Origin of the sequence: Alicyclobacillus sp. SO9 (genome assembly GCF_016406125.1) — a bacterium.
Lineage (GTDB): Bacteria > Bacillota > Bacilli > Alicyclobacillales > Alicyclobacillaceae > SO9.
Map to the genome: position 1 here is coordinate 4,707,654 of NZ_CP066339.1, position 13,811 is coordinate 4,721,464.

At 50.5% G+C, this 13,811-nt stretch carries 12 protein-coding genes; all 12 read right to left on the reverse strand.

The window, feature by feature from the left end:
• Positions 1-59 precede the first annotated feature (59 nt).
• The 12 genes from GI364_RS22010 to GI364_RS22065 all read right to left on the reverse strand — a co-directional run bounded on the left by GI364_RS22010 (position 60) and on the right by GI364_RS22065 (position 13,809).
• On the reverse strand, positions 60-617 hold the full coding sequence (locus GI364_RS22010; RefSeq protein WP_198851316.1) for an NYN domain-containing protein: 558 nt from the start codon (positions 615-617) through the stop codon (positions 60-62).
• Positions 592-1,317, reverse strand: a complete 726-nt coding sequence (gene rlmB, locus GI364_RS22015; protein WP_198854158.1) for a 23S rRNA (guanosine(2251)-2'-O)-methyltransferase RlmB — start codon at positions 1,315-1,317, stop codon at positions 592-594. The genes GI364_RS22010 and rlmB overlap by 26 nt, the downstream gene beginning before the upstream one ends.
• Before the next feature lie 4 nt (positions 1,318-1,321).
• Positions 1,322-1,738 (reverse strand): Mini-ribonuclease 3, encoded by a 417-nt coding sequence (locus GI364_RS22020; protein WP_198851317.1) that lies wholly within the window; start codon positions 1,736-1,738, stop codon positions 1,322-1,324.
• Positions 1,735-3,159, reverse strand: coding sequence for a cysteine--tRNA ligase (cysS, locus tag GI364_RS22025; protein WP_198851318.1), 1,425 nt, complete (start codon positions 3,157-3,159; stop codon positions 1,735-1,737). Before cysS ends, GI364_RS22020 begins: the two co-directional genes overlap by 4 nt.
• Positions 3,160-3,188: 29 nt before the next feature.
• Positions 3,189-4,652, reverse strand: coding sequence for a glutamate--tRNA ligase (gene gltX, locus GI364_RS22030; protein WP_198851319.1), 1,464 nt, complete (start codon positions 4,650-4,652; stop codon positions 3,189-3,191).
• A 12-nt stretch (positions 4,653-4,664) separates the two neighbouring features.
• Entirely contained in the window at positions 4,665-5,144 is a 480-nt protein-coding gene (gene ispF, locus GI364_RS22035; RefSeq protein ID WP_198851320.1) for a 2-C-methyl-D-erythritol 2,4-cyclodiphosphate synthase, read from the reverse strand.
• A gap of 295 nt (positions 5,145-5,439) precedes the next feature.
• Positions 5,440-6,564, reverse strand: coding sequence for a PIN/TRAM domain-containing protein (locus tag GI364_RS22040; protein WP_198851321.1), 1,125 nt, complete (start codon positions 6,562-6,564; stop codon positions 5,440-5,442).
• 329 nt (positions 6,565-6,893) lie between these two features.
• Positions 6,894-7,628, reverse strand: coding sequence for a CDP-diacylglycerol--serine O-phosphatidyltransferase (gene pssA / locus GI364_RS22045; RefSeq protein ID WP_370541808.1), 735 nt, complete (start codon positions 7,626-7,628; stop codon positions 6,894-6,896).
• Positions 7,629-7,688: 60 nt separating this feature from the next.
• Positions 7,689-8,768: a DNA integrity scanning diadenylate cyclase DisA gene (gene disA, locus GI364_RS22050; RefSeq protein ID WP_198851322.1), complete on the reverse strand. Its 1,080-nt coding sequence runs from the start codon at positions 8,766-8,768 to the stop codon at positions 7,689-7,691.
• Positions 8,769-8,779: 11 nt separating this feature from the next.
• Positions 8,780-10,135, reverse strand: a complete 1,356-nt coding sequence (gene radA, locus GI364_RS22055; RefSeq protein WP_198854160.1) for a DNA repair protein RadA — start codon at positions 10,133-10,135, stop codon at positions 8,780-8,782.
• Positions 10,136-10,308: 173 nt separating this feature from the next.
• Positions 10,309-12,732, reverse strand: a complete 2,424-nt coding sequence (locus GI364_RS22060; protein WP_198851323.1) for an ATP-dependent Clp protease ATP-binding subunit — start codon at positions 12,730-12,732, stop codon at positions 10,309-10,311.
• Positions 12,733-13,809 (reverse strand): protein arginine kinase, encoded by a 1,077-nt coding sequence (locus GI364_RS22065; protein WP_198851324.1) that lies wholly within the window; start codon positions 13,807-13,809, stop codon positions 12,733-12,735. It abuts the gene before it with no gap.
• Positions 13,810-13,811: the final 2 nt, after the last annotated feature.

Genomic DNA, 13,811 nt, shown 5'->3' on the forward strand with positions numbered 1-13,811 from the left:
TGGCGTTAGATGTTGTGTATTATACATTATGTAATCTACTATGATCAATGCTAGAGTGCCTACTCGCGCCGCCATTTTTCTAGAGTTTTCGCAATGTCTTCGCCAATCACGTCACTAAGCCTCGGTTTCTTGTCTGCTTCATTCTGTTTGCTCACCGTCTCCTGAATCTGCTGGCCGGCCAAAATCATGCGCCGAATCATCTCCTCAGCACTAATCCGCAGTGCTCCACCGCCAAAAGCTACCTGCTGTTCGGCAATGTCACTGCTCGCCACTGTGATGCTGTGGTACACCAGCCGATACTCGTAGACCAACCGTTCAATCCGTTGGTCAGCAGTCTCATGAGGCGCCGTGTAAGTGACCTGAATGCCTCTCCAAACAGATTCAACCAACGGACTGGAGGTATGCTGTGCGTCGAAGACGACAACCACCTGCTCTCCAAAATAGGCCTGATATTCCACAAGCTGCTCAATCAGCTCGTGACGGGCGGTCTCAAGGTTGTCGATGTCCGCCAGAGATTTTGCCGCCAGACGTGCCAAGATGTTGTATCCGTCCACAATCACACATTTTGTATGCCGTCTGCCCCGTGCAGGTTTACTGCCTTTGCCGGACTGCTTCATAAAGAAGAACCCCTGCTGCAACGGAAGCATTGAGACTTTGAACCTCACCCTTCATCGGGAGCTGAACCAAGTAGTCGCAGTTCTCTTTCACCAACCGACTCAAGCCCTTCCCTTCAGCGCCAATAACCATTGCGACAGGGCCGTGATAATCCACCTCTGTATAGTTCTGCTTTCCTTCCACATCCAGACCAACAATCCAATATCCCTGGTCTTTCAGCTTTGCCATGGCTTGTACCAGATTTGAGACGCGGGCCACAGGTACATATTCCACAGCTCCCGCCGCAGCCTTGGCGACAACAGAAGTCAGCGCAACGGCCCTGCGTTTGGAAATCACGACTCCTTGCGCACCTGCAGCTTCACAGCTGCGAATAATGGCACCCAGGTTATGCGGGTCGTTGATTTCATCCAAAAGCACTATCAGGGGGTCTTGTCCTGTCTGGCGATTTGTTAAATCCTCCAGTTCTGCGTACGCGTGGGCTGCCATGTATGCAACTACGCCCTGGTGGCCTTTCACTGCAAGACTGTCCAATTTCGATCTCGGTACTCTCTGCACCACAATTCTTCGCTCCCGCGCCTTTGCAAGCAGTTCCCCCATACTGCCGCCTTCAGCGCCCTCGGCAACCAGCAACTTGTTAATTGAACGGCCCGACTTCAGCGCCTCGAGGACAGGGTGCCGCCCGGCAACAATATCTTCTTCCACAACATTACCGTCCATTGCTTCGGTTTTCCTCCTCTCTGTCAATGATGGTTAATGCAGCCCGACAAACTTCTTCGAGGCGCTCTGTTTGCTCACTTCCATACAGGTACCCAATCAGCGTTTCAAAGCCAGTACTGTGGCGGTAGTCCAAAACATCTGTATTCTTCCTGGTATGAGCCGGTTTCGCATTTCGACCCCGTTTGACCATACCCTGTTCCTCAGCGGTCAGGGAATCAAACATGTGCTGCACAATCTGTGCCTGTGCCGTCGCACGTACGTAGCGGCTGCTGCGTTTATGCAGCATGTCAGGGCGTCGAACGCCCTGGCGCAGAACATGGTTTCGAACCCAAATTTCCCAGACAGCATCGCCGATGAACGCCAAGGCCAAGGGAGACAGTTCCCGCCAATCCCAACCGTCACTCATGGCTTGTGCCACCGCGTCCCTTGCGGCGTGTCTTCGAGGATGATGCCGTTATTCTGCAATTCATCCCGAATCTCGTCTGCTCTTTGAAAGTCACGGCGAGCCCGGGCTTCGTTTCTGTCTTCAATGAGCTTCAAGATGTCCGCTTCGAGCATCCCGACCTCTGACTCCACATGCAAGCCCAAGACAGCCATCAGCTCTTCTATCGTATCAATCCACAGTTGCAATCCCTCTGGGGTTGCGTTCTGCTGCTCCACATAGGTGTTGGCTTGTCTTACACCCTCGAAAATCGCTGCAATCCCGTCTGCGGAATTGAAATCGTCGTCCATAGCTGCAGTAAAAGCGGTCCGGACGGATGCTACTTGAAGTGCGACCTGGTCTTTATCAGGACTCAAAGCTTCAATCAGGTAATGGGGCTGCTGCCGCAATCCATCAACTCTGTGCCGAAGGTTCTTCACGCTTCTGTCAACACGTCCCAATGCATTTTCAGCCTGATCCATTCCCTCTTCGGTGAAGTTCAGCGGGTTGCGGTACTGAGCGCTGAGGAGATAGTAGCGAACAGCTCGGGCCGGACGCTGCTTGAGTAAATCCCTGGTCATAATAAAATTACCAGTAGACTTCGACATCTTCTCCCCATTGATGTTTAAGGTTCCGTTGTGCAGCCAATAGCGGGAGAATTCTTTGTGAAAGTGCGCTTCCGTCTGCGCAATCTCGTTCTCATGGTGGGGGAAGATCAAGTCACGTCCACCCGCGTGGATATCGATTTGCTCGCCAAGGTATTTAGCGTTCATGACAGAACACTCAATGTGCCAGCCAGGCCTCCCTGGACCCCACGGACTCTCCCAGTACTCTTCATCCGGTTTAGCAGCTTTCCACAGTGCAAAATCAGCGGGATCGTCCTTGTGTTCGTGAACTTCAATTCGGAACCCGGATTGAACTTCCGCAATGGAATGGCCGGAGAGCTTGCCATATTCGGGAAACGACGACGCATCGAAGTACACGTTCCCGTCGCGCTCATATGCATGTCCGCTGTCAACGAGATCGGCAACAAACGATACAATATCAGGGATGCATTCTGTGACGCGGGGATGCACCGTAGCGCGCTCAATCCCAAGCGCGTCAGCGTCTTCGAAGTAGGCTGCAATATATCGGTTTGCCACTTCCCGGAACCCCAGTTTCAACTCATTTGCACGCTGAATAATGCGGTCGTCAACATCGGTGAAATTTTGCACAAACTTCACCTCGTAGCCCCGATATTCCAAATACCTTCGAATCATATCAAACACGACAAACATGCGCGCATTTCCCAGATGAAACAAGTTATAGACAGTCGGACCACATGCGTAGAACCGTACCTTTCCCGGTTCAATGGTTTCCAACTCCTCTTTCCGGCGCGTCATACTGTTGTACAATGTGATGCCCATATGAGACTCCTCCCCTCTTTGCCTGTATCTTATTGTGCCGCGGACGTGAGGTGCAAAGCCTCATCCAGGCGCGCCAAAACCCACTCTTTCGGCAGACAGGCAACCGTCTGCTGCAAATCCGGGCCGTGTACTTCCCCTGTGAGCGCAGCTCTGACCGGCATAAATAACCCCCGGCCTTTGACACCAAGTTCCTTCTGCACTCGCTTGAAACGCGCTTTGCTGGCTGCAGCAGTCCACGCTTGTGTATCCTCTTGCGTCAACTCCCGATAGCGGCGAATCACTGCCTCCGCTCCCTCTTGCTGAATCACCTCGCGCGCTTCATCGCTCCAATCAATGTCAGGCTGAAAGAAACCTTTTGCAAGGGCTGCAAAATCCGCCGCACAGGTCATTTGTTCCTGATACAGCCCTGTCACAGTTTCGAGCCACTCTCTATCGCGGCCAAGGGGCAGAGAAACACCCTGTCTCTCCAAATCTTGAGCCACCATCTCTGTGACATCAGGCAGGTCTTTTCGCTTCATGTACTGTCCAGACATCCAGTTCAGTTTGCCGACGTCGAAGACTGCGCCGCTTTTCCCTACTCTGTCCAGGCTAAACTGCTGTGCAATTTCGTCCAACGACATAATTTCCTCTTCGCCTCCAGGAGACCACCCCAGCAGTGCCAGAAAGTTCACCAAAGCCTCCGAGAGGTAACCCCGTTCCCGATAAGAATGAACAGGCAACACATTTGGATCACGTTTGCTCAACTTCTTCCGGTCCTCATTCAGCACCTGCGGCAAATGCGCGAACTTAGGAGGCTGGTAGCCGAGAGCTCTGTATATCAACAACTGTCGCGGCGTATTGGACAGGTGTTCTTCACCACGGATAACGTGGGTAATCTCCATCAAAGCGTCATCAAGGACCACCTGAAAATTGTAGGTTGGTAAACCATTGGATTTCACAATGACAAAGTCACCGATGTCATCTGACTCAAAGTGAACCTGACCGCGAATATCATCTTCAAATTCAAGGGGAATCCCCGCAGGAATCGCAAAGCGCCAGTTGTAGGGCAGACCTCTCTCCATCTTTTCCCTGCGCTCACTTTCGGACAAATGGCGGCAGCGGCCGCTGTACCTTGGCATTCGACCTTCCGCCAACGCCCGCTGTCTGTCTTCCTCCAGTTCTTCGCTTGTACAGAAACACGGATACGCCTGGTCCTGACCCTTCAGTTTTTCAAGCCTGTCTCGATAGATATCAAGCCTTTGTGTACAGCGATACGGACCAAACGGACCGCCTCTATCAGGACCTTCCTCCCACTCAAATCCCAGCCATTTAAAGCCCTTCAACATTTCTTCTTCTGCACCTGCGACGTTCCGGTCCAAGTCCGTGTCTTCGAAGCGCAAGATGAACTGCCCTTGGTTATGGCGGGCGTACAAATAGTTGAACAAAGCGGTTCTTACGCCGCCAATATGTAAATGTCCAGTAGGACTTGGTGCATAGCGAACACGTACAGTCATATTCCGACCTCCCTAACTCTGCTGATTGACCAGCAACACAACCGCCTGTGCTGCAATTCCCTCTTTCCGGCCGACAAATCCCATTCTTTCCATCGTGGTGGCTTTCACACTCACCTGTTCTTTCGAGGATTTCGTCAACACGGATATTTGTTCCCTCATCGTCTCTATGTACGGACTCAGTTTCGGTTCTTCACACAGTACCATAATATCAATATTGCCTAACTGATAGTTTTTGGACTCTATCAGTCTCCAGACATGCCGAAAAAGCTCTTTGCTGTCAGCATCTCTGAATTCAGGATCTGTATTGGGAAAGTGTTGGCCTATATCTCCCAAAGCCAGGGCGCCTAGAACAGCATCCATGGCTGCGTGCAGAATCACATCCGCATCGGAATGACCTTCCAGTCCTAGTTCATAAGGAATTTTGACACCGCCAAGAATCAGCGGACGACCCGCAACCATTTGATGCACGTCGTACCCGAAGCCGATGCGCATTCGTCTCCCTCCGTCCATATACGTAAATAAGCGCTGTTCATTGCCCATCCCGCAGCATAGCCGCTGCCGCACTGTGTGAAAAAAGACCGGCAGCAAACGCGCCGGTCTTATCTTACCCCAAGTTATCCTTGATTTCCAAGTTTGAATTCGAAGTTTCAATCTGAAGGTCCAAACCGAACGTTCAAACCGAAGTCTGATTTTCAAGTTTTGATTTAGCTTACTTCAAAGCTCGACGTCCAAATCCGATTTGCAAACCACCCGCAGAACATTGGCCGTTTTAGCACCGACGCTCACCTTACAAAGCTTTTTCAAGCAATTTCGGCTTGGCAAAAATCATGCGTCCCGCAGAAGTCTGCAATACACTCGTAACCAGAACTTCCAGTTTGCTGCCGATGTAGTCTCTCCCGCCTTCAATGACAATCATCGTACCATCATCCAAGTAGGCAACACCTTGGTTGTACTCTTTGCCGTCCTTAATGACCTGCACAGCCAATTCCTCGCCAGGTAATACCACTGGTTTTAGAGCGTTGGCCAAATCATTAATATTAAGAACCGCAACATTTTGGAGTTCGCATACCTTATTTAAATTAAAGTCGTTTGTGACGACTTTCCCATGCATCTGTTTTGCGAGTCGAACCAATTTACTATCAACTTCCTGAATATCTTCAAAGTCAATTTCCAACACGTGAACCTTGACTAAGGATTCCTTTTGAATTCGATTTAACACATCTAGTCCTCTACGCCCGCGATTACGTTTGAGAACATCTGAAGAATCTGCAATATGTTGCAGTTCTTCAAGGACAAATGAGGGAATCACAAGGACTCCGTCTAAAAATCCAGTCTGAACCAAATCTGCAATGCGGCCGTCAATGATAACGCTGGTGTCGAGGAGTTTAGCTTCTCCCGGCTTGTATAGCTGCTTCTTACCCGCTTTTTCTTCCTTGTCGCGGTCTTTATCCTTATCCTTATCTTTACCATCCTTTTCGCGAGCCAACTTACCCGCAAACAGGGTGACCAAGTCTTCCCGTTTAGTGAAACCGATGCGAAGGCCAAGATAGGCCATCAACAAGCTGACAAAAAACTGTACAGGCGCTCCTATTACCGGGATGGATCTGATGGCATCAGAAAACAAAAATGCGACTAATAGACCAATCACCATGCCGATTGTCCCGCCGACGATATCCGCCAACGGCGTCTTCTGAAGTTTTTCCTCTATCCACCGGATAAGCGTGGTTAAGTAGTTTACCAACCATGTTGTCGCAATAACAAACAAACTTCCACCTAATACGGCACCAAACCATCGGAATCTGAATGGAGAAGTATGAAGACTAAAAATGTGTAAAAATAAGTACGGACCAAACGTATAACCTAACACCACCCCAATCACTGCAAAGAACAGGTGTACAATTCTCTTTAGCACGCTATCACCTCCTGACAGTAGTATGGTCAACAAAGACCCTCAAAAAACCCTCAAACAGCAAAATTTTATGAAAATGGTGCCCGGGCGTATATTCCCTTTAGAAATTTTTGGGGTAGTAGATTCAGTGTACCACTTTGGACACAGAGGAGTCAAAACCAACGCATTTTTGCGCGATACGCACCTGACGGGTGTCTTTCACCTCTCGTAAAATTAAAAGGTTGCCGGCACTAGGTCGTTAAGAATGACTTTCTGCAGACGAGATGGAAAACATCTACAGTGGCTGTTACAGGGGCTGCGCCGGCGCATGATGAATGCATCATTTACACTTGTCATTTTAGTTCAGAATTGTAGACATCCTGGTTGTGCTCCGGGTCTTGAATCCGTCGCCGACGTCTCAGCAGGCGCCCGACTCCGAACACCGCGTACAAGGCAAGAGGAACAAAAATAATCCGATTTACCAGTGAAACGTGGAGTCGAAACAGCAGATAGACGGCTACAGTCAAAATCGGTACCACAACGATGGCGGACCGAGGAAATGCAACCTTCTTAAAATTGGGGTACCTAGCTTTACTGACCATGAGCACACTCAACAGAACCATACCCGTCGGCAAAATAAACTGTGAGGGTCTGAGCAGGTTATTATACAGTGCCATAGTTGCAAGAATGCCGCCTGCAGCAGTAATCGGAAGTCCCACAAAGTAGTTTGTTTTTTTATGTTGAACATTGAACCTGGCTAACCGAAGCGCGCCGCTCAGTGGAAACAAAACGGCCACCGCCATACCGACAAAGCCTTCATACTGTAAAACCACTTCGTACATGATGAATGCGGGTGCTACACCAAATGTAACGATATCAGATAATGAGTCCAGTTCTTTCCCGAAGTGGCTTTCAGCGTGTAATAGTCTTGCAGCTCTTCCGTCAAGTCCATCCAAAACCATTCCTATCAGCACCAGCAGAGCAGCCAGCGAATGACGACCTGATGCTGCTTCAAGGATGGCCACAAGGCCGAGTGTCAAGTTTCCAACCGTAAGCATGCTTGGAATGGCCTTCAGCAGTAAATTCAAAGGAAATACCTCCTTAGTGTCCAAAACCGGACATGCGACAACGCGACAGCCACACAACAGCTACAGGTGTCTGTCTATAAAGACTTGTTCCTGAATCCGCTTTAATCCATCTCTGACGGCCCGGGCACGTACCATGCCAATTCCCTCGACCGTGTCCAGTTCCTCTATGGATGCTGAAAGAACATTGGTTAAATTATCGAACTCTTCCACCAGATTTTCAATGACTGGCTGCGGGAGTCGCGCAATTTTGTTCAGAATTCGATAGCCGCGGGACGACAGCGGCTCTTCACTGATGTTTGACGTGTTGTGATAGCCAAGTGTTTTAGCGAGAATGACTCCGTCCAGCAGTTCATCTGAACTCAATTCGTGAATCTGTGACAAAACCTGATGCGGTGTTCGTTCTGCATCGAGCACAGCGTAGTCCTTGACCAAAAGGTACGCTTCCTCGTCAACGCGAGCCACCAGTTCTTCCAACTGCATGCTGATAAGCCTGCCCTCACTCCCCAGTTCGGAAATATAGCGGCGAATCTCTGACTTGATTCTAAGAACCATTTCGAACCGCTGCAAGACCATGGTAACTTCCTGAAGAGTAACCAGTTCTTCAAACTCCAGTGCACTTAAATTGGTCAGAGACTGATCTAACACTGACTTGTATTTTTCCAGTGTCTGCATCGCTTGATTGGCTTTTGTAAGAATGACACCAATATCCTTCAGGGAATACTTAAACGTGCCTTGATACAATGTAATTACGTTGCGCCTCTGAGATATGCAGACGACTAATTGCCCCGTTTGCTTTGCAACGCGTTCTGCCGTGCGGTGCCTGGTGCCTGTCTCCGATGTGGGCAATGTATGATCCGGATTGAGATTGGTATTCGCATACAGAATCTTCTTCAAATCTTCGCTGATGATAATTGCCCCGTCCATTTTTGCCAATTCGTAAATATGAGACGGTGTTAACCCGCATTGAATGGAAAAGCCCCCGTCGACAATATTCAGCACGTCTTCCGTTGCGCCGACGACTATCAGCCCTCCGGTCTTGGCCCGTAGAATATTCTCAATTCCGTCTCGCAACACCGATCCCGGCGCCACCATCCTCAGTATTTTCGTCAACGTCGTCTCTTTTTTTGCATCGTCCCGCATCTACGCCACTCCTACAGTGCCAAATCCAGTGCTTCTCGAAGGGTTTTGACCCCGATAACCTGAATCTGGCCAAAATCCGTCCCGCTAAGACTCCTTGCGGGAACAATACACCTCTCAAAACCCAGTTTTTCAGCTTCCCGGATTCGCCCTTCAAGTTTGGTAATTGAACGCACTTCCCCTGTCAATCCTATTTCGCCCATGAAAACATCAGAACCAGAAAGTGTTTTATCTCGATGACTGGCTGCAATGGCCATGGCAATTCCCAGGTCAATGGCAGGCTCATCCACTCGCACGCCGCCCGCCAAATTGACGTAAGCATCAGAAGCCTGCAGATTAAGGCCAACGCGTTTTTCCAACACGGCCAAAATCAAGCTGACTCGGTTATAATCAGCTCCCGTAGCCATGCGCCTTGGTGTACCAAAGCTAGTGGGCGCAATCAGTGCTTGCACTTCCAACAGCAGCGGTCGCGAACCTTCCATGGCGGTCACAACAGCCGAACCAGGGGCTTGCTCCGATCGCTCAGACAGGAACATTTCCGAAGGATTCAACACTTCGACAAGCCCCTGTTCCTGCATATTAAATATCGCCAACTCATTTGTGGAACCAAACCTATTTTTATTCGCCCGCAGTACTCTATAAGTATGATGGCGTTCGCCTTCAAAATACAAAACTGCATCCACCATGTGTTCCAGGAGCCTGGGACCTGCCAGATTCCCTTCCTTTGTAACATGTCCTACAATCATTGTAGCAATCTGCTGTCCTTTCGCGGTGCGCAGCAGCATGCTGGTGCACTCCCGTACCTGTGACACGCTGCCGGGAGCCGATGTAATACTTGGTGCATAGACGGTTTGGATGGAATCCACAATAAGCAGGTCCGGTTTTTGCTTTTCGACCAATAACAAAGCGGTCTCCATGTCCGTTTCTGAGAGAACATACAAGTTCGGATGGATTGTGCCAAGCCGCTCTGCTCGGAGTTTTAACTGGCTTGCAGACTCCTCGCCTGAAATATACAAGACCGTCTTTCCCTGCTCTGCAACCTTGTAAGAAAGTTGGAGCAGCAACGTTGACTTGCCAATGCCGGGATCGCCGCCGATGAGGACGAGAGAACCAGGGACAATGCCTCCGCCCAGCACCCGATTGGTCTCACTTGAACCGCTTGAGAAACGAACTTCGTTTTGGGACGGAATGTCCCCAATGGGAAGTATTTTCGAGGTTTCTCCGCCGAGACCCCTTCGCGGAGCCGGGGCCGTTGCCTGCCGCTCTTCAACAAACGAGTTCCACTCTCCACAACCCGGGCATTTGCCAATCCACTTTACAGATTCGTAACCACAGTCCTGGCAGAGGAACTTTGTCTTGACCTTTGCCATCATTTCCCCTCCCGCATCTACTCACCCATCATACAGGAAGAATTAGCCTTTGCATATGGCATGACACTGTCTCCCTCTATACAAAAGCAGCCCACCTTCAACGTAGAATCAACGAGAAGAGTGGGCCGCTCACAGGCCAGCTTAACGCGGGTCATTCCCTTCCAGAATTGGCATCAGGCAGTTGGCGCAGTCGGCTCTACCTGCAGTTCGTTTTCATTCAAGCCTATTTTAACAGTATCTCCTTTTTGAATCGATCCCGTTAACAAAGCCTCGGACAACTTATCCTCAATGTGCCGTTGGATTGCCCGCTTCAACGGACGTGCTCCGTATTGAGGGTCAAACCCTTCTTTCGCCAGGAAGGATTTTGCTTCGTCCGTCAATGTGAAGTTGATATCCTGCTCCTGAAGCCGCTTCTGAAGTTCCTTCACCATTAGCTCCACAATTTCTCCGGTCTGGGCCTCAGTCAGCGCATGGAAGACAATCATGTCGTCAATACGGTTGAGGAATTCCGGACGGAACGTCTTTTTCAGTTCATCCATCACATTCGTCTTCATGTCCTCGTATTCACGCGCGCTGTCCGGCTTGAAGCCAAGTGTACCGCCTTTGCGAATCATGTCCGCTCCAACGTTGGAGGTCATAATGATGACTGTGTTGCGGAAATCAACGGTGCGCCCCTTGCCGTCCGTCAAACGTCCGTCGTCAAGGACTTGCAGCAAGATGTTGAAGACTTCCGGGTGTGCCTTTTCGACCTCATCCAACAGGACGACCGAATAAGGCTTGCGGCGTACTTTTTCGGTCAGTTGACCGCCTTCGTCGTAACCCACGTATCCTGGCGGCGAACCTACCAGTCTGGAGGTCGCATGCCGCTCCATGAACTCGGACATGTCAATTCGAATCATGGCGTCTTCATCACCAAACATGGCGTCCGCCAGTGCACGAGCCAACTCGGTTTTCCCAACACCCGTCGGTCCAAGGAAAATGAACGATCCAATCGGACGTTTGGGATCCTTCAGTCCTGCTCGCGCTCTTCGAATCGCCCGTGACACGGCTGCAACGGCTTCCTCCTGGCCGACTACGCGGCTGTGAAGCACATTTTCCAGGTTCATCAGACGCTCTGACTCTTCCTCGGCCAGTTGCCGCACTGGTACACCTGTCCATGCAGCCACAATGTACGCAATGTCTTCCGCCGTAACCTGCACTTCATTGTTATCCTGCTTCTGTTTCCACTGTTCTTTCAGAGACTCAAGTTCTTGCCTCAGCTTTTGTTCCTGGTCTCTGAGGGAAGCCGCCTTTTCGAACTCCTGCGACTGTACCGCCGCATCCTTTTCGTTACGAACGTTTTCAAGTCTCTGCTCCAACTCTTTCAAATCCGGCGGCGCAGTTCGGGTGCGCAGACGCACACGGGAGGCTGCTTCATCAATCAAATCAATCGCTTTGTCCGGCAAGAACCTGTCTGCGATATAGCGGTCAGACAGCCGTACAGCAGCGTCTACCGCTTCATCCGTAATATTGACACGGTGGTGCGCCTCGTACCTGTCCCGTAGACCAAACAAAATCAAGACGGCCTCTTCCGGTGTAGGCTGTTCTACTGTAATCGGCTGGAATCTGCGTTCCAAAGCGGCGTCTTTCTCGATGTGCTTGCGGTATTCGTCCAAGGTTGTCGCACCGATACACTGGAGTTCACCTCTTGCCAATGCCGGCTTCAAAATGTTCGACGCATCAATTGCGCCCTCTGCACCACCTGCGCCAATCAATGTGTGCAATTCGTCGATGAATAGAATTACGTTGCCAGCCTGCCGAATTTCTTCCATGATTTTCTTCAACCGGTCTTCAAACTCACCGCGGTACTTGGTACCCGCAACAACGGTCCCCATGTCCAGTACCATAACGCGCTTATTGCGCAGTGTCTCAGGTGTGTTGCCGCTGACAACACTCTGAGCCAATCCTTCAGCAATGGCTGTTTTTCCGACACCAGGTTCCCCAATCAGCACAGGATTGTTTTTGGTTCTGCGTGACAGGACCTGTATCACGCGTTCGATTTCTTTGCTGCGGCCAATAACGGGATCGAGCTTGCCGTCACGAGCCATCTGCGTCAAATCTCTGGCCAATCCGTCCAAAGTCGGTGTACCGGCTCCCGACTCCTTGTCGGGACTGGCATCTGCCGAGTCTCCGCCAAGAAGTTGCAACACTTGTTGACGCGCTTTGGTCAGGCTGACACCCAAATTATTTAAAACACGGGCAGCAACACCCTCGCCTTCACGAATCAAGCCAAGCAGAATGTGTTCAGTTCCTACGTAAGTATGGCTGAGCTTACGAGCCTCATCGATAGACAGCTCTATGACTTTTTTCGCCCGCGGCGTGTATGTCATGGCGCTGACCTGACTTTGCCCTTGACCTATGATATTTTCAACTTCACCCTGAACCTTTTCTGCACTGACGCCCAAACTGATGAGAGCCTTTGCTGCAATCCCTTCGCCTTCACGAACCAACCCCAGCAAAATATGCTCTGTTCCGACTCCAGGATGACTTAAGCGGGTGGCTTCTTCCTGAGCCAACGCCAGTACCTTTTGAGCCCGTTCTGTAAACCTTGCGTACATTTATCGCACCTCCGTATCGTCTAATCTCAGCCGTTCCCGAATCAATGTGGCCCGACGGATGTCTCGCTCGCCCGGTGAGAGTTCTTGATTGAAGTATTTCTGCAGAAATGCCGGTTGAGTCATCACCATGAGTTCCTTCAAAATCCCCTCAGAAACTCCGGAAATCATGCCCAAATCAATTCCAAGCCGCACGTCTGAGCAGCGCTCCAAAGCTTCTTTGGAGTCAATCTGCCGGGCGTAGGCAAGAACCCCAAACGACCTGCATACGCGGTCTTCAAGGGCATTGCGGTTTTCCTGCATGAGTGTGCGGCGAGCGGAGCGTTCGTGATCGATAAGTTGCTGCACAACACTACTCAGATTCTGAATGATCTCCTCTTCAGATTCACCCAACGTGACCTGGTTTGAAACCTGAAACAAGTTCCCCGCCGAATCACTGCCTTCGCCGTACATGCCCCTGACTGCCAGACCCACCTGAGACACCGCTGACAACATGCGGTTGATTTGGCCGGAGAGCACAAGGCCTGGTAAGTGCATCATAACAGATGCTCGCAGTCCCGTTCCCACGTTTGTGGGGCAAGCCGTCAAATAGCCAAGTCTATCGTCAAACGCGTAGGAGATGCTTTCCTCAAACGCGTCATCAACAGAACTTGCAAGGTTCCACCCTTTTTCCAACTGAAAGCCTGGCAGAATGCACTGAATGCGCAAATGGTCTTCTTCATTAACCATGATGCTGACCATCTCATCTTCCCTCAGTGCAACAGCCCCGTGTTTAGCATCTTCTGCAAGTTCACGACTAATAAGGTGTTTTTCCACAAGTACCTGTCGTTCCAAAGCGCCAATGTCTGCTCCTCGCCAGAGTTCAAACTTGCCCATATCCTTGAACCGGTTTGACGCAAGCGCACCCTCTACAGATGAAATGACCTCGTTTGCAATCGTATCGGTCTGCAGAATTGGAAACGGCAACTCCTGCAGGTTCCTTGCCACACGAATACGACTGGTTAGGATGATGTCGTCTTCAGGGCCGCCATCCTTCATCCAGCGGCTCATAGCGTTATCCAGAAAATGTGCCAGAGACATCG